This is a genomic window from Sphingomonas nostoxanthinifaciens, assembly GCF_019930585.1.
Taxonomy (GTDB): Bacteria; Pseudomonadota; Alphaproteobacteria; order Sphingomonadales; family Sphingomonadaceae; genus Sphingomonas_I; species Sphingomonas_I nostoxanthinifaciens.
This window is the reverse complement of record NZ_CP082839.1, coordinates 3989377-4014196: the sequence shown is the minus strand read 5'-3', so window position 1 is coordinate 4014196 and position 24820 is coordinate 3989377. Positions and strand designations below refer to the sequence as shown.

The 24820-nt window shown below is 65.8% G+C and carries 24 protein-coding genes; all 24 read left to right on the top strand.

Annotation, left to right across the window (positions count from 1 at the left end; translation table 11 throughout):
- Positions 1-3 precede the first annotated feature (3 nt).
- The 24 genes from K8P63_RS19065 to K8P63_RS18950 all read left to right on the top strand — a co-directional run bounded on the left by K8P63_RS19065 (position 4) and on the right by K8P63_RS18950 (position 24768).
- Positions 4-594 (top strand): hypothetical protein, encoded by a 591-nt coding sequence (locus tag K8P63_RS19065; protein ID WP_223797555.1) that lies wholly within the window; start codon positions 4-6, stop codon positions 592-594.
- Positions 591-1250: a hypothetical protein gene (locus K8P63_RS19060; protein ID WP_223797554.1), complete on the top strand. Its 660-nt coding sequence runs from the start codon at positions 591-593 to the stop codon at positions 1248-1250. Before K8P63_RS19065 ends, K8P63_RS19060 begins: the two co-directional genes overlap by 4 nt.
- Entirely contained in the window at positions 1247-1714 is a 468-nt protein-coding gene (ssb, locus tag K8P63_RS19055) for a single-stranded DNA-binding protein (RefSeq protein ID WP_223797553.1), read from the top strand. Before K8P63_RS19060 ends, ssb begins: the two co-directional genes overlap by 4 nt.
- Positions 1715-1763: 49 nt before the next feature.
- Complete coding sequence (locus K8P63_RS19050; RefSeq protein WP_223797552.1) at positions 1764-4604, top strand: phage/plasmid primase, P4 family; 2841 nt, start codon at positions 1764-1766, stop codon at positions 4602-4604.
- Between the two features lie 178 nt (positions 4605-4782).
- Complete coding sequence (locus K8P63_RS19045; protein ID WP_223797551.1) at positions 4783-5313, top strand: hypothetical protein; 531 nt, start codon at positions 4783-4785, stop codon at positions 5311-5313.
- A 234-nt stretch (positions 5314-5547) separates the two neighbouring features.
- Positions 5548-5694, top strand: a complete 147-nt coding sequence (locus K8P63_RS19040; RefSeq protein WP_223797381.1) for a hypothetical protein — start codon at positions 5548-5550, stop codon at positions 5692-5694.
- 156 nt (positions 5695-5850) lie between these two features.
- Complete coding sequence (locus K8P63_RS19035) at positions 5851-6450, top strand: hypothetical protein (protein WP_223797550.1); 600 nt, start codon at positions 5851-5853, stop codon at positions 6448-6450.
- Entirely contained in the window at positions 6398-8446 is a 2049-nt protein-coding gene (locus K8P63_RS19030; protein WP_223797549.1) for a terminase gpA endonuclease subunit, read from the top strand. The genes K8P63_RS19035 and K8P63_RS19030 overlap by 53 nt, the downstream gene beginning before the upstream one ends.
- Positions 8446-8658 (top strand): phage head-tail joining protein, encoded by a 213-nt coding sequence (locus K8P63_RS19025; RefSeq protein WP_223797378.1) that lies wholly within the window; start codon positions 8446-8448, stop codon positions 8656-8658. The genes K8P63_RS19030 and K8P63_RS19025 overlap by 1 nt, the downstream gene beginning before the upstream one ends.
- On the top strand, positions 8655-10130 hold the full coding sequence (locus tag K8P63_RS19020; RefSeq protein ID WP_223797377.1) for a phage portal protein: 1476 nt from the start codon (positions 8655-8657) through the stop codon (positions 10128-10130). The genes K8P63_RS19025 and K8P63_RS19020 overlap by 4 nt, the downstream gene beginning before the upstream one ends.
- Before the next feature lie 8 nt (positions 10131-10138).
- On the top strand, positions 10139-12334 hold the full coding sequence (locus tag K8P63_RS19015) for a prohead protease/major capsid protein fusion protein (protein WP_223797548.1): 2196 nt from the start codon (positions 10139-10141) through the stop codon (positions 12332-12334).
- Between the two features lie 59 nt (positions 12335-12393).
- The gene (locus tag K8P63_RS19010; protein WP_223797547.1) at positions 12394-12678 is read left to right on the top strand and encodes a hypothetical protein; all 285 of its coding nucleotides are present in this window, start codon (positions 12394-12396) and stop codon (positions 12676-12678) included.
- A 27-nt stretch (positions 12679-12705) separates the two neighbouring features.
- Complete coding sequence (locus tag K8P63_RS19005; RefSeq protein ID WP_223797546.1) at positions 12706-13029, top strand: DUF2190 family protein; 324 nt, start codon at positions 12706-12708, stop codon at positions 13027-13029.
- 66 nt (positions 13030-13095) lie between these two features.
- Positions 13096-13299, top strand: coding sequence for a hypothetical protein (locus K8P63_RS19000; RefSeq protein ID WP_223797545.1), 204 nt, complete (start codon positions 13096-13098; stop codon positions 13297-13299).
- Positions 13296-13604 (top strand): head-tail joining protein, encoded by a 309-nt coding sequence (locus K8P63_RS18995; protein WP_223797544.1) that lies wholly within the window; start codon positions 13296-13298, stop codon positions 13602-13604. The genes K8P63_RS19000 and K8P63_RS18995 overlap by 4 nt, the downstream gene beginning before the upstream one ends.
- Positions 13604-14035: a hypothetical protein gene (locus tag K8P63_RS18990; protein WP_223797543.1), complete on the top strand. Its 432-nt coding sequence runs from the start codon at positions 13604-13606 to the stop codon at positions 14033-14035. Before K8P63_RS18995 ends, K8P63_RS18990 begins: the two co-directional genes overlap by 1 nt.
- Positions 14036-14044: 9 nt before the next feature.
- Complete coding sequence (locus K8P63_RS18985; protein WP_223797542.1) at positions 14045-15280, top strand: hypothetical protein; 1236 nt, start codon at positions 14045-14047, stop codon at positions 15278-15280.
- Between the two features lie 7 nt (positions 15281-15287).
- A complete protein-coding gene (locus K8P63_RS18980) occupies positions 15288-16004 on the top strand; it encodes a hypothetical protein (protein WP_223797541.1) in 717 nt (238 codons plus the stop codon).
- Between the two features lie 132 nt (positions 16005-16136).
- On the top strand, positions 16137-16817 hold the full coding sequence (locus K8P63_RS18975; RefSeq protein WP_223797540.1) for a DUF6441 family protein: 681 nt from the start codon (positions 16137-16139) through the stop codon (positions 16815-16817).
- A 63-nt stretch (positions 16818-16880) separates the two neighbouring features.
- A complete protein-coding gene (locus K8P63_RS18970) occupies positions 16881-17204 on the top strand; it encodes a hypothetical protein (RefSeq protein WP_223797539.1) in 324 nt (107 codons plus the stop codon).
- A 252-nt stretch (positions 17205-17456) separates the two neighbouring features.
- A complete protein-coding gene (locus tag K8P63_RS18965; protein WP_223797538.1) occupies positions 17457-20894 on the top strand; it encodes a coiled-coil domain-containing protein in 3438 nt (1145 codons plus the stop codon).
- Complete coding sequence (locus K8P63_RS18960; protein ID WP_223797537.1) at positions 20894-21256, top strand: hypothetical protein; 363 nt, start codon at positions 20894-20896, stop codon at positions 21254-21256. The genes K8P63_RS18965 and K8P63_RS18960 overlap by 1 nt, the downstream gene beginning before the upstream one ends.
- Before the next feature lie 3 nt (positions 21257-21259).
- Positions 21260-22063 carry a hypothetical protein gene (locus K8P63_RS18955; protein WP_223797536.1) on the top strand — a complete coding sequence of 268 codons (804 nt, stop codon included), beginning with the start codon at positions 21260-21262 and terminating at the stop codon, positions 22061-22063.
- On the top strand, positions 22063-24768 hold the full coding sequence (locus tag K8P63_RS18950) for a collagen-like domain-containing protein (protein ID WP_223797535.1): 2706 nt from the start codon (positions 22063-22065) through the stop codon (positions 24766-24768). The genes K8P63_RS18955 and K8P63_RS18950 overlap by 1 nt, the downstream gene beginning before the upstream one ends.
- The last annotated feature ends 52 nt before the right edge of the window (positions 24769-24820 follow it).

Here is a 24820-nt window from a genome sequence, read left to right as displayed (position 1 = left end):
CGCGTGCTGGTCGGCTGGCTGCGCGATTGCGAAGACGAAGGCCAGCCTGCGCCCGGCGATTATGCGATCTCGGTGCGGCTCGCGCTTTCGCTTGAAGATGTCAGCGGGCTCCTCGCCGAGCTGCAGCGTGACGCGATGATCTCGATCAACGGCGAAGGCAGGGATCGCAGGATCCGCGTCCTTGTCGCACCAGGTATCCAGCTCAGCGCTGGCAAACAAATACCCCCAGGGGCGTCTGGTACGGCTCGCAAGGCCCCCAGCGCGTCGGTATCGGCCGGCGCCTCGCGGAGCATAGCTCGCGCCCCGATCAGCACGCCGGCACCGGACATGCCGGCGTCCCCGCCCGAACCGGTGCCGCAGGTTGCTCCCTTGCCTGCGGCACCGGCGAAGGCAGAGACGGTGCGCGCCAACGCGCCTTCGCAGCGGGTGGAAGCCCCGCGCCCCACCTTCGAGCGTGGGCGCAAGCCGTTCATCTCGGCGCCGATCATCCGCGCCGCCGCCGATCGCGGCCAGCCGCTCCACGTGTTCGTCACCGCCCTCATCAACATCGGCTTCGCCGAATGGCGAGCGGCCAATCAGGAAAAGAGCGCGTGACCGACCGTCCGATCATCTTCTCGGCCCCGATGGTGCGCGCGCTGCTCGACGGGCGAAAGACGCAAACGAGGCGGCTAATCCCCGGCGCGCCTACGACTGCTGGGTGGCAGTGCGACCCCGACCATACAGCGCCTTCCCGCTGCCGCTTCGTTGCCGACGGTGGAACGCCATCGTTGCCCTGCATCGTGCGTTACGCCGTCGGGGATCGGCTCTACGTGCGCGAGAATATCGAGCGGGCCAACGGTGAGGCCGTAGGGTTTCGAGCTGACGGATCGTGGCTCCCAAATACGCCTTGGCGGTGGGAGCGAGCCATGCTGCCGTCGATCCATATGCCGCGTGAGTTTTCGCGTCTGACGCTGATCGTCGAGGACGTGAAGGTCGAGCGGCTACAGGTGATCAGCGAGCATGACGCTCGTGCCGAGGGTGCAAAGCGAGAGCCGATCGGTGTCCCGCCCGGCTGCACGGAAGCGTTCCAGTGGGATCACGGTCAGGACACGGCGCCCGATTACGTCGGCTTCGGCTCCGCCCAGTCCAGCTTCCGCCACCTATGGCGTTCGCTCCACGGCACCGCCAGCTGGGATGCCAATCCGTTCGTCGTCGCGCTCACTTTTCGCGTCGTCCGCAAAAACATCGACGAGGTTAGCGAGGCACAATGAGCGGTAGCGTCAACAAGGTCATCATCGTCGGCAACCTCGGCCGAGATCCGGAGAGCCGGTCGTTTCAGAACGGCGGCAAGGTCGTGAATCTGCGCGTCGCCACGTCCGAGACGTGGAAGGATCGTGGTTCCGGCGAGCGCCGCGAAAAGGTCGAGTGGCACCAGGTCGCCATCTTCAACGAAGGCCTCGGCGACGTCGCGGCGCGCTACCTGCGGAAGGGTAGCAAGGTCTATATCGAGGGCCAGCTGCAGACCCGCAAATGGCAGGATCAGAGCGGCGCCGACCGCTATACGACCGAGATCGTCGTGCAGGGCTATCACGCGCAGCTCGTCATGCTCGATGGCGCCAACGGTGGTGGCGATCGGGGCGGTGACGATCGTCGCCGATCCGATCAGGGCCAGCCGCCGGCCGGCGGCCAGACGAGCAGCTTCGACAGCGACTTGGATGATGACGTGCCCTTCTGACGGCGCCGCCGTCTAGCGCACTGCATCCTCGGGGGAAAATTTGGAAAACGTGACGCCCCTCCCGTCGCCGATGTGTTCGGCGGCGCTTAGATATGCTCGTCGTGGCTGGCGCGTCTTCCCGTGCCGGGAGCGCGACGACAGCTATGTGAACGGCAAGGGCGTGCTCGTCCTGCTGAAGGCTAAGGCGCCCTACATCGGCACTGGCGTAAAGGGCGCGACCACCGACGAGCGGCAGATCCGTGAGTGGTGGAAGAAGTGGCCGAAGGCAATGATCGGCTTCGCGGTCGGCGACGACGGCCTGTTCGTGGTCGACTTCGACCCGCGCCACGATGCGGAGACGGGCGAAGAGTTCACGCTCGAAGCGTTGAAGGATGAGCTGGAGCTGCGCGTCGGCGCGGCCGTGCCCGCGAGTCTGGCGGTTCGGACGCCGTCGAGCGGCGTCCATGTCTACCTGCAGCAGCCGAACGACGGCCGCCAACGCCTCCGCAACCGTGTCGGCACGAAGAAGAGCAGGCACCTGCCCCAGCACGTCGACGTGCGTGCCGCTGGCGGATACGTCATTCTCCCGCCGAGCAAATGCGAGGGCGGCGCGTCGGCCGCCGCCGGCGAATATCGCTGGCTGCGCGGCAAGGCCGATGAGCCGGTCGTCGCAGCGCCCTCGGCGCTGCTCGACCTGCTGCTGAAGCGGAACACCGAGAGTGATGCTGACGATGCCGGCCCGACCGACGCCGCGCCGGCGCGGCCGAGGGCGCGATCGGACGCCGAGGCCGCGGTGGTCGAGGCGATCGAGCGGTACGGCCTGCGCGCGCTGCAGGAGGAATGCCGCTCGATCCGCACCGCCGGGTCGGGCGCTCGCAATGCCCAACTCAACGAAAGCGCGCTGAAGGTCGCGTCGCTCACCGTATCGAAGCCGTTCGCCGCGATCGACGCTGCCATGGCGAAGGCAATGGTGCAGGCCGCCGCGCGCAACAATCCCGGCCGTGACGACGATAGTCAGCTCCTCGCCACGATCGAGAGCGGCTGGTCCGCCGGTCTAAGAAACGCCCGCGATCTCGCAGAGATCGCGGCTTCCGCTCGATCACGCCACGACCGCTTCGCCGATCGCGCCGATGGGCGCCGGGAGCGTGCCGCCGGCGCCTTTCCCGCCGCCGCGCCCCCCGCCCCGCATTCGACGGATAATGGCAAGCCATCCTCCCAACCGGGAAGCAAAGCGGATGCCGGCTGGAAAATAGGGGCCGGGGGCGGCGAGGAGGATACGCTCACGCGCGAATGCGCCTTCCTGCCACAGACTGACCTGGGCAATCTCGAACGCTTCCTGAAGCGCTACGGCGAAGATTTCACGTTCGTCGAGGCGTGGGGCTGGCTCGCATGGGACGGCCGGCGCTGGAACCGCGACATGGCCACGGCGATGCTCGGCCGCGCCGTGCAGGACACGATGCGGGCGATACAGGATGAGGCCGATTTGATCCGCGACAGCGGCATTCCGGAGGAGCCGCTCGAACTATGGAGCGAAGAGCAGAAGGCCGAGCATGCACGCGCCCAGCGCGGCAAGTTCGACCGCATCGTTATGGCCAAACGCAATGCCGTGACGCTATTTTCCGATACAATCGCCAAGTGGGGTCGCACCTCCGAAGGCGCCGGCCATATCAAATGCATCGGCAGCATGGCGGAGGCGCGTCTATCGGCGCGGCCGGAAGATTTCGACGCGGCGCCGCTGCTCGTCAATCTGGCGAACGGCACGCTTGTGTTCGCGCGCCCCGATCGCGGCCGACCGGCGAGCGTGCGCCTGGTGCCGCATAATCGGCGCGATCGGATCACGAAGATGGCTACGGCCGGATACGATCCGGCGGCGGCCAGTCCCGCCTACGATGCCTTTCTCGCCCGTGTGCAGCCCGATGCCGACATGCGGTCGTTCCTCGACGCGTGGGGCGGCTACAACATGCTCGGCGACGCCTCGGCACAGAAGATGGCGATCTTCTACGGCGAGGGTGCCAACGGCAAAGGCGTCTGGATCAACACCAAGCGCGCGCTGCTCGGCGACTATGCCTGGGCGGCTTCGATCAACACATTCATGTCGGGCGATCGACAGCGGCGCGGATCGGAGGCGTCGCCGGATCTGGCCGCGCTCGCCGGCCGCCGGATGGTCTACGCGAACGAGGCGCAGGAAGGGTCGAAATTCGACGATGCGCTGGTGAAGGAACTGACGAGCGACGAGCCGAAGGGCGGCGTGCGCGAGCTGCTGAAGCCACCGTTCGAGCTGCAGATCACGTTCAAGAATACGATCATCTGCAACAACACGCCGCGCATCGGCACCGATCACGGCATCCGCCGGCGTATCCAGATCGTGCCGTGGGGCATCATCATCCCTGACGAAGAGCAGGATCTCCAGCTCAAGTCCAAGCTGGTCGAGGAAGCCGCCGGCATCCTCAACCGGCTCGTTCGGGGCGCGCTCGCCTTCCTCGATCACGGTCTGCCCATGCCGGAGGCGGTTCGCGAGGCGACCGAGCAATATCTCGACGAAAACGACATCCTCGGCAAATTCCTCTCGCTCTGCACGGAGAAGGTAGACGGCGCCACGATCGGCGCCACCGCGCTGCATGAGCTGTTCGCGGCATGGCAGACGTGGGCGCAGCTCCTGCAGGCGAGCGGCAAGCCTTGGTCGCCGAAATACCTCGCCGGGCAGCTGGAGAAGAAGGGCTATCGCAAGCGCAAGTCCAGCTCGATGATCTGGGACAATCTGTCGGCCTGCTACGATCCGCAGGACTTCATCGACAGCGCCGGTAAGCCGGTCGTGCGCGAGCTGCCGGCGCCGCGTCGCTCAGGCGCCTCCCCCGCGCCCCCGTCCATCCCCTCCGACAGCTGGGCGCCCTATGACGACGATATTCCCTGATCCTCCCGCTCTCCCGAGCATGGGAGGATCGGCAGGCATCATATTCCGCAGTTTTCCGCCGCGCAGGGAGGTTGTGGGAGTTTGGGAGCCAAAATGCCGGTCGCCCACGTAGTGCGGGCGCAGGCGCACGCGCGAAACAACCCACGTCCACGCTCCCATCTTCCCAAACAGGTGCTAAGTGACTGACAATCCTTCTATCTATCCTCCCATTGATCCTCCCATTTCAAACAGTGGTGGGAGCTTTTGGACCTTTGCCCTTGTAGAGGAGCGCATGATCGAGGCGGTCGGGTTCCTCGACCGCTGCACCCGCGGCGGGGGATCGCCGTTCGCAGGCGACGGGCCGTGGTCGCAGATTATACGTGACCGCAACGCGGCCGCGCAGGTCGGCGGCGAAGTGGCCGACTGGATCGAGAGCGACATGGATGGCGCGGCCAAAGCGCGCGGCGGATTGCGGGCGGCCGAGGTCGACCGCATGGAACAGGCGCTGGAGTGGATCCGCTATGTGAAGGATCGTGCGCGGCTGCGCCCGCTGGTCGGCATCGTGCTGCAGCAGAAGCTCCATTACGGCCGAGATGCGCGGGTGGACTGGGCTGAGGTGAAGCGGCGGCTGCGATCCGGCGACACGCACGACGTGCTGCGCATGGGCTATTCGCGATCGATAGCGACCATATGCATGCAGCTGAACCGCGCCCATGTCGCGGTAAGCTAATGACTTTCGACCCTAAAATCCCGCAACCCCTAAAATCTGCATGGTGCGAAATATTCCCTGTTCGTTTTAGGGGTCTGGAGCAGCTATTTCTTGTCAGGCTGGGGCAGAGCTTCGGCTTCCCGGCATCCTCTCCAGACCTTCCGCGCCCCGCCTCGCATCAGCGGTCGGGGCGCGGTCGTTTGGTGAGCCCGATGCCGATGCCAGCCCCGATCCTCGCGACCCTTGGAGATCTCCATGCGCACGATCGTCATCGCATCCATCAGTATCGCCTCGGCCCTGCTGCTCGCCGCCTGCTCGACCACGTCGATGCCGCCGGTCGACCAGGTCAACCTGATCGACAACGCGCCCTGTCCGACGCCCGACGGCTCGGTCTGCAAGTAGGGGGCCGCCCCTGCCGCCGGCCCTCGCGCCGGCGGCAGGCCCACCCCCCTTTGGGTCCTTCGCCGGCATCTGAGCCGTATGCGGGGTGCAAAGGCGCTGGGAAGGCGACTACGTCGTTTTTTCTGGCGGTTTTCTCTTGTTCTTTCGGTTTCGGTTATGCTCGGTAAGCTTGCCGACCTCGCCGCGATTGCGGGCATGCCGTCGGAGCCGACGCTCCGGAAGCTGATCGCGAGCGATCCCGATTTCGCCGGGATCGTGAAGCGCGGGAAGAATGGCGACGCCTACGAGATCGAGATCGAGACCGCGGTCCGGTACGTCCTGAGTATCGAAGAGCGGAAGCGTGATGCAGAACGGGCGCGGCTCGCCGGCCTTGCCCAGCTCGGCCTGGATCTCGGCCTATCGGCAGGCCCGACCGAGCCCGGCCTGACGCTCGCCGATCGGAAGGCGCTGCTCGAAGAGGAAGTCCTCGCGATCAAGCTTGCGCGCCAGCGCGGCGAGCTGGTGCCGAAGGGCAGCGTCGAAGCGGCTATCGGCCAAGTGCTGGTCTGGCACCAGCAGCAGCAACTGAGCTTCTCGGCGCGGCTCGCAAAGCGTGCGGACGTGTCGCGACAGCTGCAAATTGAGATCGACGCGATGGTCGCGGCCGATCTCGCCGAGTTCGCGCGCCGGATCGGCGCGCTGGGAGACATCGAGGCAACCGAAGATGGCGACGGCAGCACAATTGCCCGCGCCGCGGTGGTCGATCCCGCCATTTGAGACCGGCGCGCAGATATTTGCCCGACTGGCGCACCTCGTCGCGCCGCGCGAGAAGCTGACGGTCAGCCAGTGGGCGCGCAGGAACACCAGTTTCGACCTCGATGCCTTGCCTTGGCATGCCGAAGTGATGGACGCGCTGTCCGATCCGGACACGGCCGAGGTCGGCCTGCTCGGCCCGGCGCAGGCAGGCAAGTCCACGATCGGGCTCAGCTGGCTCGGCTGGGTCGTCGATCAGGCGCCCGATAACTTCTTTTTGTGCCAACCGGATCGATCGGCGACGTCCAAATTCGTCGTTTCTCGCGTCGATCCGTTCATAAAAGAGACGTCCAGCGTCAAAACGAAGCTGCTGGACCTCTCCAACGCCAACAATATGTTCCTGAAGCAATTTCAGGGCATGTTCCTCTATTCGGTCTGGCCGGTGCCCGGCCAGTTCATCCAGGTGCCGGCCCGCTACGGCTGGCTCGATGACTTCGACCAGATGGACGACGACATCGGTGGCACCGAGGAGAAGGCCGGCCAAGGCTCGGCGATCAAGCTGGTCGAGGGACGTCTCACGACCCGCAAGGGCCGCGACACGAAGTTCGTATCGTCATCCCCGGCCGACGAAACCGGCGGCAAGACCGAGGCTTTCGTCGAGGGCGGGACGGACGAGCGACTGCACCCGGAATGCCCGACGTGCGGCGACCGTTGGGCGATCGACATTCGACGCGACCTGCGCTTCGACGACACCGGCGACGAGGACCTGGCGGAGCGCACCGCCCACGTGATCTGCGGCGCCAACGGCTGCCTGCTCGATCCGGCCGACCGTCGTGCCTTGCTGAACAGTCTGGCGCGGCTGCCTCGAAAAGGGTTCGTGCCGGCGCGGCCGGGGGCGAGCAACCGACGCCGCAGCTTCCGGGTCGACGGCCTGCTGGCTTTCACGACCTGGCCGGACCTCGCGCGCGAATGGCGCGAGGCGCAACGCACCTGGGCGACCCGGCAGGACGAGGCGCCGCTGCGCACGTTCATGAACACCAAGGCCGGCGTGAACTACCGCTCGATCCTGTCGGGCGAGAAGCCGCTTGAGACCGAGAGCCTGCTCGACCGGCGCGAGAAGGGCTGGAAAGCCGGCACCGTCCCGGCCGGCGTGAAGGTCGTCGTCACTACCGTCGACGTGCAGCAGAAGAGCTTCCAGTGCGCGACGATCGGCATCGGCGAAAAGCGCGAGCTGTGGCTGATCGATCGCTGGTCGATCGATACCCTTTCGGACGGTCTGACAACGGTGCAGCCGCTGCGCTACCGGGAGCATTGGTCTGCGCTGCTCCCGCTGTTCAGCCGCGAATGGAAACTGGCGGACGGATCGGGTCGCTCGGTTCGTGCGCTGACCGTCGCGATCGACGCGCGCGGCGGCGAAAGCGACCTGGCGATTGGCTTCTGGCATATGGCGGCGGCTGCCGGCATCCACCCGACGCGCGTCACGCTTCTGCAGGGCGGCAACAATCCGAAGGCCGCACTGATCAGCCCCGCCCGCCGGTCGGATCAGCGCTCGAACGGCGGCCAGAAGCGCAATTCGCCGGGCATCTGGACGATCAACGTCCATTGGCTGAAGAACATCCTCGACGCGATGCTGCGCCGGGACAAGCCTGGCCCCGGATATGTCCATCTCGCGGGCAATCTCGCCGAAGTGCATGTCGACGAGATCACCGCCGAACAGCTCGACAAGGGCAAGTGGAAGAAGATCCGTCCGCGCAACGAGACATGGGATCTGCTCGTCTACGCTTTGGCTGCCATCCTGCGCCGTCCGTTCGCACAATCGCGGCTCGACATGCGTTGGGTGCCCCCGGATTTCCGGGTGCCTGATCCCATCGGGCCGGCAGCGGCCGAGATCGAGCCGGACGAGGTAGCGGCAACCGTCGCCGCGGCCCGACCCGCCCCGGTCAAAGCAAAGACCGACAGTCGCAAACAACTTATTCGCACCAGGCCCAGCCCGAACTGGCTCAACCGACGAGGACGCTGATGGCTTACAATCAGGGCGACCTCGACGCGCTCAGTACGGCAATGCTGAACGGCATTCAGGAGGTGACCTATGCCGATGGCCGCAAGGTTCGTTACCAGACGCTCGCCGACATGCGCGCGCTGCGCAACGACATGAAGGCCGAGATAGCCGCCGCTGCGGCAAAGGTGACGCCCGCCCTTCGAACGACGATCGGCCGGATTTGCCGTCGATGAACATGATCGATCGCGCGATCCGCGCTGTCTCGCCGGTATGGGGCGTCAAACGCGCTGCAGCGCGTCGCGCCCTTACCGTGATAGACCGCGCCGATCAGCGCGTCAGCCAGCGGTTTGTCGGCAAGCCGGCCGACTGGGACCGGAACACAGGCAACCCGGATGACGCCCGCCTCGGCCGCGTCGTCGACCGTCGCCGCGTCCTCGAACTGGTCGCACAGGACCCGTTCGCCCGGAAGGCGCTGGCCGCGCTGGTCAACAATACCGTCGGCTGGGGCATCACCGGCGCGCCCAAGAAGGCCCCGGCTACTTTCCGCAACCTGTGGAACGACTGGCTGAAGATCTGCGACTGGAACGGCCGCCTCAACTTCTATGGGCTGCAGGAACTGGCGGTCCGCACGATGTTCCGCGAGGGCGAGTGCTTTATCGTGCTGCAGCAGCTTTCGCTGCAGGACGCTGCCGGCACCGTCCCGTTGCGGCTCCAGCTGCTCGATGCGGGCATGCTGGCCACTGGCCTCACCAGTTTCCAAGGCAATAGCGTCGTCCACGGCGTCGAATATGACGCCCGTGGCCGCCCCGTCGCCTATCACTTCTATCAGGGCCGCCCGAACCAGCTGTGGGTCAGCTATCAGACGGTCCGCATCCTCGCCGCCGACGTCATCCACCTGTTCGTTCAGGAGTATGTCGGCCAGCGCCACGGCGTCAGCGTCTTCAACACGGTCGTCAAACGGCTGGGCGACATCGACGAAGGCGTCGAGGCGGAACTGGTCCGCAAGAACATCGAAGCATGTTTCGCGGCCTTCATCACGCAGGGCGTTGACGACGAGGGCCGCCTGTTTGGTGCCCTCGATGCCGATGCCCCGACGCCGGTCGAAGGGCTGCAAGCCGAAACGCTGACTCCCGGCATGATCAACCGGCTCGCACCCGGTGAGGGCGTCAGGTTCGGCGATCCGAAGGCGTCGGGCGGGCTAGCCGAAATTTTGCGGCTGGCATTGCTATCGTCGGCGGCTGGCACGGGCATCACCTACGAGCATTTCGGCGACCTCTCGAACGTCAACTTCTCCAGCTACAAGGCCGGAAACCTTGAATTTCAGCGCTCCACCGGCCGGATCCAGTTCAACACGATCATTCCCGTGTTTCTCGACCGCGTGGCGGCTCGCTTTCAGGAGGCGGCCTTCACCGCCGGCATGATGGCGAACCGGACCTACGAGATGAACTGGGCGCCGCCGCCGTTCGAGAGCATCGACCGAATGGGCGACGTGCAGGCGGACATTCTTGAGATGGCCGCAGGCGTCGAGAGCCGACAAAATCTCGTCGTCGCGCGCGGCCATGACCCTGACCAATTGCGCGCGGACATCGCCACCGATCGCGCCGCCAACAAGCTGGCCGGGCTCGTGTTCGCCGGCGACTTCCCGCCAACCCAATACGCCGCGGCGAAAGATCCGGCCGCCGCAACGGCCGCACCGGCCAACTAGGAGCCACCATGGAAAAGCCCGACACGCCGCAGGAGGCTGCGGCGGAACCCACGCGCGCGCCCGAGCCGCGCACTGCGAACGGCCCGCTGCCACCGCCAGCGAAGGGGCGCACTGTGGCGATCGTTGGTGCCGGCGCCATCGCCGGCGCCGCTCTTGCCGGCATGCTGACCCGCGACGATCCCGGCCAGCGTCCGCAGCCTGACGCGGAGGAGCGGCGCCAACCGCAGGCAGGCGGCCGCGGGACGCGCAACCTCGATCTCACCCCCGGCAGCTACGATGCCGCCGCCCATACCGTCGAGGCGGTGCTTTCGGTCGGCTCGCCGGTCACGCGCTATTATTTCATCGAGGAGCTGGAGATCAGCTCCACCGCAATCGACCTCACGCGGGTCACCGGCGGCGTTTGTCCGATCCTCGACTCTCACAATCAGGGCGACACCGGCGCTCAGGTCGGCCGGCTGGTCGAGGCTCGTATCGAGGGCGGCCAGCTCGTCGGTCTGATCCAGTTCGACCAGACCGATGCGGGGCAGGCGCTGGAAGCGCGCGTCGCGCGCGGCGAGTTGCGCGCCATCTCTATCGGATACCAGGTCACCACCTGGCAGATCACGTCCACCCCCACGTCCGCCGATCTCGAAACGTGGCGCGCTGTCTCGTGGCAGCTGCTCGAAGCCAGTTTTGTCACCGTTCCCGCCGATCCGAACGCCGTGGTTCGATCAGCACCGGGCAATGCACACGGCACCACCCACCAGGAGAATGATATGTACCGGAACGCTCCGGGCGGCGGTGTCGCCCACCCAAATGCCAACCGCGGCGCAGCGCCGGAGACCCCGGCGGCCGATACGACCGTCGTCGTCGAGCCGAATGGCGAGACCCGTACCGAGCCGCACGGTCACGCGCCGGTCACGCCGCTGGCTGCCCCCGCGCCTGCGGTCACCGCTTCGCGCATCAGCGACCTGTGCGGTCGATCGACGGCGCTGGGTAGCGACTTCGCGCTGGAGCTGATCCGCGCGAACGAGACGACCCCGATGAACGAGGCGCAGCTGCTGGCGCGCGTCAACGAGCGTCTGCTCGATCCCTCGCGGCATACGATCGATGCGCGGGCCGGCGCCGCCGGACACGAGAGCGAAGGTTTTCGGCAGGCGATGGAGGATGCGGTCACCCTCCGCGCGAACCCTTCGCTGCGGCTGGAGGACGTCGCCGGCCGCACCCACGACCAGCGCGTCGCCGACGCCCGTGAGTTCCGCGGCATGACGATGATGGAGATGGCGCGTGACTATTGCGGCCGCACCAACGTCACCATCCGCGGCCTCGGCCGGATGGAGATTGCGGGCGCCGCACTCGGCATGCAGCGTTATGGCGCGCTGACCACCAGCGACTTCGCCAATGCGCTCTCCACCGCGTCGAACAAGCGCGTGCGCGCCGCCTTCACCGCGGCACCGCAGACGTTCCGACCGATCATCAGCACCGACACCCTGCCCGACTTCAAGCCGACGCAGCTCGTCGGTCTCGGCGACGCGCCGTCGCTGCTGGTCGTTCCCGAGAATGCCGAGTTCAAGCGCGGCGGCCTGACGGACACCGGGCTGTTCTACAACCTGACGACCTATGGTCGCATCATCGCGATCACCCGGCAGGCGATCGTCAACGACGACCAATCGCTGTTCAGCCGCATCCCGACCATGTTCGGACGCAAGGCGGCGGACCTCGAAAGCGACCTGGTGTGGGGCATCGTCATCAGCAATCCGACGATGTCGGACGGCTATGCGTTGTTTTCGACCCAGCACGGCAACCTGATGACGGGTTCGGCGATCACGATCGACTCGATCGGGCTCGCGACGCAGGCGATGCGCCAGCAGACGAGCGCCGAGGGCGGCTATCTCAGCATCCAGCCGTCTTTCCTGATCGTCGGGCCGGCGAAGGAGGCCGAGGCCCGCAAGCTGTTCTTCGTCGATCCGCAGCTGAACGGGAATTACTTCTCGTCCACGCTGACGCTGATCGTCGAGCCGCGCATCACTGGCAACCAGTGGTTCCTGGCATCTGACCCGGCGGCGTTCGACACGATCGTGCTGGCGCATCTGCTCGGCCAGGAGGAGCTGTTCACCGATACGCGCGTCGGCTTCGACGTCGACGGCATCGAGAACAAGGCCCGCCTCGATGTCGGCGCGGCCGCGATCGACTGGCGCGGCCTCGTCAAGAACCCCGGCAACTAAGCCGCGGCGCAACCTCAAGTGGTGGCGCCGGGTGATCCCGCGCCACCGGGAGACAGAACATGCAGGAAGTCACTCTCAAGGGCCCGCGCGTCATCGACGGCGTGGTCCGCTACCCGGTCGAAGGGCCGATCCCCGTCAGCGATGACGAATATGATCGGCTGCTCGAGGCGGGCGTCATCGACACCGACGACGATCACGATGGCGAGGACGATGACGGCCTCGAAGCCATGACGCTCGTCGACCTCGGCCTGATCGTCACCAAGGAGGGCGTGCCTCTCAACGGCGCGACCAAGAAGGCCGACATCATCGCGGCCATCCGCGCAAAGCGCGCCCCGGCTGCCTGAGCCGCCGGATAGGAAGGAGCATCCACCATGAAGAACTTCGTTCACCCCGGCGACAACGTCAGCTTTGTCGCCCCCTACAACGTCACGAGTGGCCAAGGCGTTCTCGATGGCGTCGAGTTCTCCGTCGCCTCGACCGATGTTGCAGCCGGTGCCACTGGCCAGGGCGTCACGCGCGGCGTGTTCACCCTGCCGACGGCCGCCGTGGCGGTCGTGCGCAAGACCGTCGCATATTGGGACAACGCCGCCCGTGTTGTCACCAACGTCGCCGGCGGTAACACCAAGATCGGCATCTTCCAGGCGTCGGCCGCCACCAGCGCCGGCGCGCCGGTCAAGCTGATCCCGATCATCTGACAAGGTCCCTGACCTGACGGGCGCTGCGGCTTCGGCCGTGGCGCCCGTGCCATTTGGAGCACCGCCATGAAAAAGCTCACGCTCTACAGCCCGTCGGTGCGCAATGACGGCAGCTATGTTGATGCCGGCGCAACGCTGGAGGTCGGCGACGCGGCCGACCAGATCGACGCGGCCCGTGCGCAGGAGTTCGCCGACAGCGGACGCGGGGCATCGGTCACTGATGCGAAAGCCGATGAGAAGCTCGGCGCGCAGGTGTCGGTCGAGGCGTGACCGACCCCTGGGAGGCGGCTCAGCCGATAATCCGCAAGGCTTTCGGCGAGGCCGTCACCTATGCCGGGGCGGGGCTTGTCGGCCCAACGACTATTTCCGTGATCTGGTCGAACGTGGCGGCCGGCGATTTTCTAGGCCCCGGCAACACCGCGCGACAGATTTCGTGCGAAATCGACAAGGCCTTGCTGCCAGCGCGTCCCGCCAAGGCGGATCGGATCACCCGTAGCGGCACCGACTGGAAGCCGATCGAGGTTGTCGATCGCGACGATGTTGGCGCGTGGGTGCTTATGCTGGAGCGCGCCTGATGACGGCCCTGCGTGAACAGATCTTCGCGCTGATCGAGGAGCGGCTGGGAGGGATCGCCGGCGTTTCCGAGGTCGAGCGCATGCCATCAAGCGACCCTGTCTCGTTCCCGGCTCTCCATATCTTCGACGGCGGCCAAGCTCCCGATTGGGATGAGACCGGCGTCACCCGGTACGACATGACCGTCGTCGTCGAGGGGTTCCTTGAAGCGTCGGGCGGCGCTGAAGCCCATAAAGCACTCAACGCGCTCTACGTCGATGTCGTCACATCGCTGATGACCGAACCACCGTTGGACGGCCTTGCCGAGACAATCGACGAAGGCGGCTTCCGCCCAGCCGTCGCGCCGCTCGCGTCGGTCCGGCGTCTCGGCTTCTCCCTCACCTTCCAGATCACTTTCCCCACTGAGCGCGGCGATCCCGCCCAGCCCGCATAGGAGATTACGATGGCCGATCCGACGATCCGGCCCGCCAACGTGGCGGTGCTGTTCAACCTCGAAACCAATGAGGCGGTCGACGCCGGCCCCGATCCGACGGTGGACGGCATCCCCGTCGAGTCCGACAGCGTCACCTATAATTCGCCATGGACGACCGAGGCGGCGAACGAGGCCACCGGCTCGCTCGTCGGCGGCGCGCCGCTCATCATCGGGCAGTCGGCCACCTTCAGCTTCAAGTCGCGCGTCAAGGGCGCGGGCGGTGGCGTGGTCTATACTTCGACCGTCAAGCCGCCGCTGCATCAGGTGCTGCAGGCGTGCGGTTGGCGCGGTCAGTTCACCCCCGCCATTATGGCCGCGCTGGCGACCGCCGGCGGAGCAACGAGCGTGACGCTGCCGGCCAGCTTCCCCGCGACTGCGCGCGCACTGTTGGGCTCGATCCTCCTGATCGGGGCAGGCACCGGGAACGGCGCCGCCGCCGCAATCGTGGAATATACCGCCGGTCGGGTCGCCACGCTGGCAGAAACCTACAACCCGCCGCTCGACACGACGACCAGCGCGTCGATCCCCGCCAACTGGACCTATGCGCAGACGTCGCCCAGCGATCAGACCGCGCGTCTGACCGATCAGCCGTCGGGCACTTGCTACATTTACGAGGACGGCGTTCTGCGTCGTTTCGTGGGCTGCCGAGGCACGATCATGCTCGACGGCAAGAACGCGCGCCCTGGCTATGCCACGGTCAACATGACCGGCATCTATGCTGGCCGCGCCGACACCCCCGTGCCGACCAACCTCGTCGTGGCCGGCCATTCGGCTCCAGTGCTGGCGCAGGGCACCGCTGTTTCAAACGCAATGCTCATGAACCGCAGGCCGCTGCCGATCTCGACGTGGTCGCTCGATCCGGGCAGCCAGATCGAGAACGTGGATGATCCGAACACGACCTATGGGTTCGGCGCGGGCCAGATCGTCGATCGCACCTCGATCCTCAAGATCGACCCGCTCGCGACGCTGATCGCCAGCCGCGACACGATCACCGACATCGGCAATGGCGTGACCTATCCAGCGGTGCTTCGTCACGGCGCGCAGCCGGGCAATCGCTGGGCTCTGATCGTTCCGGTGGGGCAGCCGACGGCAGCCGATCCGGGCACGCGCGGGAAGCTGCGGTCGGAGCAGATCAGCTTGCAGTGCCGCAATAACGGCCGCGACGCCGTCACGCGCGACACTGACCGTATCCTCTGTTTCTACTGAGGCGCCGATGATTTCCACCAGCACCCGCGAGCCTGTTCCCTTCACGCCCGCGTGGCGCGAAGGGCGACCGGACGCACCGCGCTTCTTCTTGCGCGCCGGATCCGTGATCGAGCGCGGGCACATGGAGGCGGAGCTGGCCGGCGAACATCGCGCAGGCAAGGTCTACCCGTGGGAGGTTCAGGATGCCGTCAAGAACGGCATCCTGACGCTCCTGGCCGAGGATCCTGAACTGGACCACCTGCTCCAGCTGGTCGAGGAAGAGGTCGAAGGCGGCACGATCGGCGACGGCGACAAGCGCCTGCTCCAGCAGACGCGGAATATCCTCGCCGAGCACTGGCCCGAATATCGCAACCTGCTGGCGAAGTTGGAGCGCCGCAAAGAGGTGGCGCCTATCGTGGCACTGGCCCGCTACTGCACCGGATGGGAAAATTGCCTGAGTGATCGAGGCGAGCCAGCGCCGTTCGCGACCGGCAAGGACGGGCTGGTCAGCCCCGAAGCGCTGATGGGCTTGGCCAGCCTCGACATGGTCGCGGCCGGCAATCAGGCGTACCTGCTGCAGTATGGAGCGGGACAAGCGGGAAACTCCGCGCGGCCGTCACAGTCCGACGACGGCCAGACGACTTCCGGTTCGGACTTACCTTCGGCGAAGGCTGGCAAATCGGCGACGACCGCTGGAAAGAAAACCCGCGGCTCGCCCTCCCGGCGTGGGTCTGGCCGGTCGTAGACCTCTGGTTCCTGTGTCGCCGCTACACGTCGCCCATGACCGCACCGCCACTGCCCTGCGCAGGCGCGGCTGGCGACCAGCCAGCGGCTTTGATGGACGCCTTCGCGCTGATGGATGCAATGGAGCGGCCGAGTGACTGACGGGGTCGAGATCACATATGACGCTGGAGCCTTCGAGGCGGCCGGCGATCAGATCGTGCGCTCGTACCTTACCGCCGGCGCGAACGCCGTCCGTGGCACGACGAAGTGGCTGGAGCGGCGCCTGGAAGAGGCGACGCAGCAGGCGGTGCCTGGCAGGCTCTGGCGCGCGTGGACGTCGACCGCGTTCCCGCGCTCGGGTCCGGCGGCGAACCCGGCCGGTAACGTCTTCCTGAACGGCCGGGATCGCACCTATGGCGCTCTCGCCTTCTGGACCGAGCCGGGAGCTGTTCGAGGCACACGTGGCCAATATCTCGCGGTCCCGCTCCCGGCGGCTGGGCCTCGCGGAAGGAATCGCGATTTGACGCCGGCGGAGTGGGAACGGGCCCATCCGGGCATCCGCCTGCAATTCATCTATCGGCAGGGGCGGCCGAGCATCCTCGCCGCGATCGGCGGTACGACGAATGCTCGATCAGGGAGCTTCCGGCCGCTGTCAGGTAAACGCCAACGTTTCGGTCGCGGCGGTGCGAACCCCCAGGCCGATGCCGTGGTCCCGATTTTCGTGCTGCTACCTATGGTGCCGCACCGCGATGCTTTTGCAATCCAGCCTATCGCAAACGCTTCTGAGGCGGAGCTGACGCAGGAGTTTTATGCGGCTATCACCGCCCTGACTTGACATAATGCGGCTTTCATTATGATCATTCATCGTCGGCGGTCTGTCGGCGCGAATGGGGGTTCAATGAAAGCTATCGGTATTAGCGCGGTGTTTGCCGCTGCTCTCGCGACGTGTGTGTCAGCCCAGACTACCTCACCGATGCCCCCGCCAATTCCCGCAGCCTCGGCGGCAGCCGCAAATCTCCCGGCCAATACGGTCGTGCCGCTGATCTCGGCGGAGGAGATATCGTCGATCAACATGAAGGTTGGCGACACGCATCAGTTGCAGGTGGCTAGCGATATCACGGAGGGCGGCAAAGTCGTTATTCCGCGCGGAGCCGCCGTAGCTACGGTCGTCACTTGGCGGACCGGAAAGGGTATCGGCGGCAAGTCTGCAAGTTCGAACTAACCTTCAGCAGTGTCTCGGTGAACGGCAAGAGCTACAAGCTAAAGGGTAAGGTTCGGCAAGAGGGACGTGGGAACACAGTAGGCGCGCTTTTGGGCTCAATGGTAATTACCGGAAAATCGGCCGTTATCGTGCCAGGCCAAACGATGACCGCTATCACAGACGAGCCTATCCCAATCTCATAGGCTCATTCACCATCGTGGAAACGCAAAGGGGCGATCCGTTCGGGTCGCCCCTTTTTATTGGAGGCGAGAGATGGCCACAACCGACATCATCGCCCGCTTGCAGTTACGGGCCGACCAGTTTTCCTCAGAGACGGGAGCGCGATTTGCGGAGCTTAGAACTCGCGCGCAATCGTCGGCAGAGGAGGTTCGCGGGTCATTCAACTCCGCTTTTGCAGACGTGCAGCGCTCAGCGCAGCAGGCGCTTACTTTGCCTCGGACCGACGCGGGCTCGCTCAATCTGGGCTCGCAAATTCAAGAGCTCCAGCGCTCCGCCGATGCTGCCGATCAAAATGCGATCTCGCTGCGTGAATTGGCCATTGCCGCGGAGCGCGCGGCGCAAGCAGAGGGCGTCGACCGACAGGCGATGGCGCTTCGCGCTGACGCCGCTTCCGTGGCGAGCCTAGCCGCTGAGAAGAACGCTTCTGCGATACGCGACGAGATCGCGTCGCTCCAGCTGTTGCAGCGCGAACTGAATGTGTCTTCCAGCGCGACGCGCGCATCGGGCGATGCACTGGAAGACGAGGCTCGTCATACGGGCAACAGTGTTGTGGCGAAGCAATTGCTCCAGCACTCCATCCGATCGGCAGCGGATTCGTTCGCCGCTGGCCTTCCCATCACCATGATTTTTGGCGAACAGCTCGGGCGCCTCGGTGAAGCGGCGGGCAACGTCGGCGGTGAAAAGGGCACGCTTAAGGCGATCGGTGCCTTTATGGGTGGCCCTTGGGGTATCGCCCTGACCGCTGGCATAGCGGTCCTCAGTCCGTTCGTCATGAAATTGTTCGAGACGAGCGACGCAGCCGGTGAGGCTGAAAAGGCGCTTGACGCTTTCTCTAAGCGCCAAGACGACATGGGTCGTTACATCGACGCGACCACCGGCAAGCTTATCGAGCAGAACCGACAGCTTGCCCTGATCAAATCGCAGACGCTGCCTTCGGAAATTGCTGGTCAGGGCGCTACGGCGCAGGGGTATATCAACCAGGCTTTCGAAACGGCGCGGGCAAAACTCGCCAGTGCTGGAAGCTCGCGTGCCGGCCCGAATGACGCCCAGCTAAGCCAAATCATTAGCGCCGCCGGCAGCAATGCCACGTCGCTGCTGCGCGGCCTGCAGGGAAGCGGGCGCACAGATCTCTCGGCGCTTACCAACGAGGTTGCCAAATATGTAGGCATGGCTGGCGAGGCGGTCGCGGCGGGTCGAAAATTGCAGGGCCAGCAATCCGAGCTCAATAGCGTTCTCGCGGGCAGCACGGTCATAAATTCCCGGCTTATCGAGCAGCAGGTGGCGTCCGCCAACGCGACGACGGCCGTCGCGAAGGCTCAGGACAACCTGAATGCCATTAAGCAGCGCGGCGCCGAGATCGATAAGATGGATGCGGGGCCGGCCAAGAATCAGGCTTTGGCTGAATATCGTTCGCAGCTTGACGGAGCCACCAAGGCACTCGACGCCGCCAAGACCGCCGAGATCGCCGCACGCGATGCCCGTAAGGAGCACACCAAGGAGATCAACGAGGCGCTGAAGGCCGAGAAGGAGCTGCAGGCTCTACTCGAGGGCCTAGTTGCCAAATATGATCCCGCTACCGCCGCCGCCAATCGCTATGCGAAGGAACTGGCGGAGATCTCGCGGCTGGCCGACAGCGGGAAGTTGGGCAAGGCACCCACGATTGATCTCGGCCACGGCACGGCCGTCCAGGGGCCGACCGCCGAACAGCTCAAGCTGGATTATGCCGCCGCACAGAAGCTGCGCGACGAGCAGACCAAGGCCGCGGCCGACGCGGTGCCCGACGAGGCGCTCGCCACCTTCAAGCAGATCCATCAGGAGTTGAATAAGGGCGGACAGGAGGCCGGCGAGAATTTCGGTCGTGCCGCCAAGGCATCGTTCCGCGAGATCGCCGAGACGCTGGAGAGCGTCCTCGGTCTCCATATAGGCTCAGGCGCGTCGCGGGTGCTCTCGATCCTCGGCGGAACCGGCACCGCCGGCGGCAAGACCGACCCATTCAGCCAAGGGCTGAAGGACGCCTTCGACCCGATCACCAAGGCGTTTGCCGGTGCCGCTTCTAAGATCGACGGCACGTTCGCATCCGGTGGGGGCTTTGAGCGTGCGCTGGGCCAGATCACCGGCGGCGCGGCGCTGGGCGGCCTTGGCGGTGGCATCTTCGGCGCGCTGGGTGGCACGAACAACAAGCTGGCAAGTTCGATCGGCGGCGTCCTCGGCGATGAAGCAGGAAAGAGCCTGTCGAAACCGCTGGGAAGCCTGTTCGGCGATGCCACCAAGGGGCTCGGCAAGACGATCAGCGGCCTCGCCGGCCCACTTGGGGGCATTCTCGGCGGCGTGCTGGGCGACGTCATCGGTGGCCTGTTCACCTCCCCACAGAAGGGCGGCGCGACCATCACCAGCGCTACCGGCAAGGCGACGACCTTCGGCAACAATACCGCGGACATTTCCGCAGCATCCGGCGCCGCGACCAGCGCGCAGCAGGCGGTGCAGCAGATCGCCGAGCAGCTCGGCGGCGTCCTCGGCGCGTGGTCGCCGGTGACGATCGGCGTCTACGGCAAGGACAACGAATATCGCGTCAACACCAGCGGCGGTACGCGGCTCGGCGGATCGAGCAGCGCGATCCCCGGCGTCGACTATTTCGGCAGCGGGTCCGAGGGCGAGCAGGCCGCGATCGCGGACGTGATCCGTATCGAGGTCGAGAAGGGCGTCATCACGGGCATCAGCAACGCCAGCAAGAACATCCTCGCCAGCGGGCAGGATCTGACGGCCGCGATCAACAAGGCGCTGATGATCGAGGCGGTGCCGAAGGATCTGAAGAAGATGCTCGACCCGGTCGGTGCCGCGATCGACGACCTCAACACGTCGTTCGGCAAGACCGTTGCCGCGCTCAAGGAAGGCGGCGCGACGGCCGAGCAGATGGCGCAGGCGCAGCAGCTCTACAATCTGGAGTTGGCGCAAGTTAAGAACAGCACCGACGCGGCCGACAAGACGCTGCAGGACTTCAAGAAGAGCCTGATGCTGGGGTCGGACTCGCCATATTCGCTGCGAGATCAGGAGACGACCGCCCGTTCCGCGCTGCAGCCGTTCCTCGATCAGATCGCGGGCGGGCAGTCGATCGACCAGAGCAAATATCAGGACGCGGCGCAGGCGTATCTCGACGTCGAGCGGCAGCTGTATGGTTCGACCAAGGACTATTTCGACGCTCTCGACAGCATCCAGGCCGCGACCAACAAGGCGATCGAGACGGTCGACAATGCGACGCCCATCGGCGGCAGCGTCGCGGATCCGTTCGCGTCGGCGACGGCGGATGCCACCGCCAGCACCGCCACGAACACCGCCACGGCGAACGAGCTGCTCAGCCAGGTCTCCGACACCCTGGCGAACGTGCAGAGCTTGCTGGGCACCATCGCTGACAATAGCAATTCGACCGGCTCGTCTGCCTTCATCGGCACCGATCGCGGCTATCTGGCCGCCTGATGCCGGCGCTTCCCGCTGACATCGGCGCGGCGATCCGCGACGTCCTGATCGTGACGTGGTCCGATCCGGATATCGCGCTGCGCTACCCCGGCGCACGCGACGGGTCGGTCACCGTCGCCGACGGCTATTTCGATGACGAGGCCGACGCGCTCGAGGTGATCGAGGCGCGGGGCGCGCTGATCGGCGAGGAGCGCCGCCGCTTCACCGTCGTCGCGATGGATCTGTTCTGGCCCGCCGTCTCTACCGACGTGCCGCGCGCGCTGCTGGTCGATCCCGAACAGGGTGCGAACACCGCCTTCATCATCTCGCGCCTCGAAGACGATCTCGAAGCCGAGACCTCCTCATTCGAACTGTTCGGCTGACCTATGGCGAATGCTTGGCTCCTTCAGCCGCTCCCGATCGTCGACGTGACCACGTCCGGCACCCTGCAGATGGGCACCGGCCTGAACGTGGCTAACGACTATGCCGGCGTCATCTGCCAGCTCGCGATGGATGGGTCGGGCAATGGCGCCTATTTCCGGATCGATCTAGGCGCCGACACCGCCTTCGACACGATCACGGCGTTCGGAGTTGAGCTCGCTCCACCGTCCACCGCGGTCTACGTCAGCTATGCGACGGCAGCTCAGGGCCCTTTCACCGGCGATTATACGAGCGTGCCGACCGGCGTGAACGCCTATGCCGGCTCGGCGCCAATGAGTTCTGGCAAGGGGGTGACGATTTGGTCGCTCAATGCGCCAGTTGTCGCACGGTACGTCCTCATCAGCTACGGCGCGGGCAACAGTAGCGCCTCGGTCCGGATCTCCCGCCTGGTCATCGGCCAACGAATCCAGCTCGAGCGGAATTTCACCTTCGGCGGCACTTTCGGCGTCAAGGATCTGGGCTCGGTCGACTTCTCGCGCCGCGGCGTGCTGCTGCGCCAGCGCGGCAAGAAGCTGCGCACGACCGCAATCACCTTCTCAAACCAGCGCAAGGACGAGGTCGAGGCCAAGACCAAGCCGCTGATCGAGCAGCTGGGCAATACCGAGATGCTGGCGATCGTCACCGATCCCACGCCCGACGCCCAGCGGCAGAACCGCTGCTATTTCGGTCCGCTGGTCGGTGACCTCAACCACACCTGGCGCAATGCTGCCGCCTGGGAGTGGAAGGTCAATCTGGTGAGCCTGTTCTGATGGCAGCGGTCGTCCAGATCGACGCCTGGGACCCGGTCGCCAATTCTGCCGTCACGATCTTCGCCGGCAGCCATGACGTGCCCGAGGTCTGCCACCTCGGCGGCCACACCTGGTTGCCGGCGATCGCCAAACTGCCGACGCTCAAATACGACCTGTTCGACGGCGACTTTTCCGCGCAGATCATCGCGCCGTCGGCCACGATCGCGCTGCAGGTCGAGGCGTGGCCCGATTTCGGCCGCTACCAGCTGGCGGATGCGCGCTTCCGGCTCTGGACGGGCAAGGTCGGCGATGCGTTCGGCGCGTGGACGCTCCGCGTCGACGGCCGCGTCACCGCCCAGCCGGCGCTGAAGGACTTTCAGGCGTCGATCGACTTCGCACCCGACGATCGCTGGCTGGATGGCTCGCTGCTCGCGACCTATGCGGGCACCAGCGGCGCCGAAGGCGAGGCCGGTATCAAGGGACAGGTGAAGCCGCTGGCCATCGGCGCGCCGCGCTACGTCGCCGGCGTGCTCATCGACAGCGTCAACAGCATCTTTCAGGTGACCGCCTACGGCGCGATGCAGGGGTTCGAGGCGGCGCTGGAGAAGCTGGCGCGGTTCAATGCCCCGGTCGCCGACTATGCCGACTACGCCTCGCTCGCGGCGGCAAACCTCGCTGCGGGCACATGGGCGACGGCGAAGGCGGTCGGCATGGCCCGCTTGGGCGCGCCGCCGGTCGGCCAGATCAGTTTCCTCGTGCAGGGCGACGTCGCCGGCCCGAACGGCTGGGCGCGCAAGCCCGGCCAGATCATCCGGCGGCTGGCGCTGCTGTCGGGCGGCGCCGGTAAGATCGACGACGCATCGCTGAACGCGCTCGATGCGATCCGGCCCTACAACCTGTCGCTCTACCTCGACCAGCAGACGGCCGCCCGCGACCTGATCCAGAAGCTGGCGGCGAGCATCAACGCCGTCGCCGGCGTCTCCTGGCTCGGCCAGCTCTACGTCGTGCCGATCGGGTTCGGTGGCACCAGCGTGACGCTCGCCGCCGACGGATCGGCGCTGCCGCCGGTCAAGTCGGTCGAGCAGATCAACATCGACACGCCCTACAAGAAGCTGGCGATCGGGTGCGAGCGCGCATGGACGGTGCATGCGCTCGCCGACATCGCGTTCACGTCGACGCTGGTCGACCTGGGCCCTTATGATGCCGGCACGACCTATCGCGAGGGCAACATCGTCCAGAGCGGCGGTTCGTCCTGGCTCTACATCAACACCACGGCGAGCGCCGGCCAGGCGCCTCCCGTACTGCCCACGACCGAGAATGCCTATTGGCGGGTGCTCGCCCAGCAGGGTCCGCAGGGCACCGCCGGCACCAACGGTATTCCTGGGCCGGCGGGAACGTCGTCGTTTACGTGGGTCGCCTACGCCGACAGTGCCAACGGCGCGATCAATTTCACGACCGGCGCCCCTGGCGATCGCCACTTCATCGGCATCGCATCGAACCAGAGCAGCCCCAACGAGAGCAACAATCCGGCCGACTATACCTGGTCGCAATATACCGGTCCGACCGGGTTCGGCCTAATCGGTTCGAGCGTCTACGTCGCCGGCAATAAGCTGATCGGTGCCCTCAACACGGGACAATGGAACCAAGGCGCCTATTCCACGGAGGCTTGGATCGGCGGCGCTCAGACTACCTTCCACATCAATGCGGTGCCGCCCGGCGGCATCATGGCAGGCCTGAACACCGACCCGACAACTGACAACAGCTACGTCTCGATCGATTACGCGTTTTTTCTACGGAACGACTACTACGTCGAGATTTGGGAGAGCGGCAATTACATCCAGAACATAGGTCAGGTTCCGGTTGGGGCGAGCTTTACCATCCACTATGATGGTGCCCACATCCGCTATCTGGTGAACGGCAATCTGGCTCGCCAGATCGACGTCGCGGGCGGCCAGCGCTTCTATTTCGACAGCAGCTTCACCTCGACAGACACCCTCTACGTCGACGACTTCTCGGCTGCCGGCCCGATAGGCCCGCAAGGCGCGCAGGGTGCCGCCGGCGTGCCCGGCGCGAACGGGGCAACGCTGTACACGTGGGTCGCATATGCCGACTCGCCCGACGGCTTCACCAACTTCACGACGGGCGCGCCCGGCGGGCGCGGTTATCAGGGCATCGCCACCAATCAGGGATCTTCGGCCGAGAGCGGCTATCCCGGCGACTATGTGTGGGCGCCATATCGCGGGCCGGCCACATTCGGACTGGTGCCGCAGCAGAACGTTGCGGTCGGGCCGGACTATATCGTGAGGACGGCAACCAATTTCGATTGGAACGCCAGCGCCTATTCGTCCGAGGGATACACCAACGGCGCGAGCGTCAGTTTCACCATCGGCGACCCCGCCTATCGCACCTACTTCATCGGCCTGAACACCGACCCGACGACCGACGTCAGCTACGGCTCGATCGACTATGCGTTCTACGTCGCCGACGATGGCAGCCTGCAGATCTGGGAGAACGGTGCGGGCGTGCAGGGCCAAGGCACCGCCAATGCCGGCTCGCGCTGCACGATCGCATATGATGGGCGCGCGGTTTCGCTACTATATCGACGGTGTCCTGGCGCGGATCGTCGGCGCTCCGTCCAACCTGACGCTCTATCTCGATACCTCGCTGGCGTGGCCGGCGACGCGCATCGACAAAATCGCGTTCAGTTCGGCAGGTCGGGCTGGTGACGACGGTGCGAACGGGCCGCCTGGGTCGAATGGCGCGAACGGGTCGGCCGGC

What these genes read in the sequence shown, in the direction of transcription:
- K8P63_RS19000 (WP_223797545.1), top strand. Translation starts at nt 13,096, where the DNA reads ATGAAAAAGCTCACGCTCTACAGCCCGTCGGTGCGCAATGACGGCAGC.
- K8P63_RS19040 (WP_223797381.1), top strand. Translation starts at nt 5,548, where the DNA reads ATGCGCACGATCGTCATCGCATCCATCAGTATCGCCTCGGCCCTGCTG.
- K8P63_RS18965 (WP_223797538.1), top strand. Translation starts at nt 17,457, where the DNA reads ATGGCCACAACCGACATCATCGCCCGCTTGCAGTTACGGGCCGACCAG.
- K8P63_RS18990 (WP_223797543.1), top strand. Translation starts at nt 13,604, where the DNA reads ATGACGGCCCTGCGTGAACAGATCTTCGCGCTGATCGAGGAGCGGCTG.
- K8P63_RS19035 (WP_223797550.1), top strand. Translation starts at nt 5,851, where the DNA reads ATGCTCGGTAAGCTTGCCGACCTCGCCGCGATTGCGGGCATGCCGTCG.
- K8P63_RS19005 (WP_223797546.1), top strand. Translation starts at nt 12,706, where the DNA reads ATGAAGAACTTCGTTCACCCCGGCGACAACGTCAGCTTTGTCGCCCCC.
- K8P63_RS19020 (WP_223797377.1), top strand. Translation starts at nt 8,655, where the DNA reads ATGAACATGATCGATCGCGCGATCCGCGCTGTCTCGCCGGTATGGGGC.
- K8P63_RS18955 (WP_223797536.1), top strand. Translation starts at nt 21,260, where the DNA reads ATGGCGAATGCTTGGCTCCTTCAGCCGCTCCCGATCGTCGACGTGACC.
- ssb (WP_223797553.1), top strand. Translation starts at nt 1,247, where the DNA reads ATGAGCGGTAGCGTCAACAAGGTCATCATCGTCGGCAACCTCGGCCGA.
- K8P63_RS19010 (WP_223797547.1), top strand. Translation starts at nt 12,394, where the DNA reads ATGCAGGAAGTCACTCTCAAGGGCCCGCGCGTCATCGACGGCGTGGTC.
- K8P63_RS18970 (WP_223797539.1), top strand. Translation starts at nt 16,881, where the DNA reads ATGAAAGCTATCGGTATTAGCGCGGTGTTTGCCGCTGCTCTCGCGACG.
- K8P63_RS19030 (WP_223797549.1), top strand. Translation starts at nt 6,398, where the DNA reads ATGGCGACGGCAGCACAATTGCCCGCGCCGCGGTGGTCGATCCCGCCA.
- K8P63_RS18980 (WP_223797541.1), top strand. Translation starts at nt 15,288, where the DNA reads ATGATTTCCACCAGCACCCGCGAGCCTGTTCCCTTCACGCCCGCGTGG.
- K8P63_RS18985 (WP_223797542.1), top strand. Translation starts at nt 14,045, where the DNA reads ATGGCCGATCCGACGATCCGGCCCGCCAACGTGGCGGTGCTGTTCAAC.
- K8P63_RS19025 (WP_223797378.1), top strand. Translation starts at nt 8,446, where the DNA reads ATGGCTTACAATCAGGGCGACCTCGACGCGCTCAGTACGGCAATGCTG.
- K8P63_RS18950 (WP_223797535.1), top strand. Translation starts at nt 22,063, where the DNA reads ATGGCAGCGGTCGTCCAGATCGACGCCTGGGACCCGGTCGCCAATTCT.
- K8P63_RS18960 (WP_223797537.1), top strand. Translation starts at nt 20,894, where the DNA reads ATGCCGGCGCTTCCCGCTGACATCGGCGCGGCGATCCGCGACGTCCTG.
- K8P63_RS19015 (WP_223797548.1), top strand. Translation starts at nt 10,139, where the DNA reads ATGGAAAAGCCCGACACGCCGCAGGAGGCTGCGGCGGAACCCACGCGC.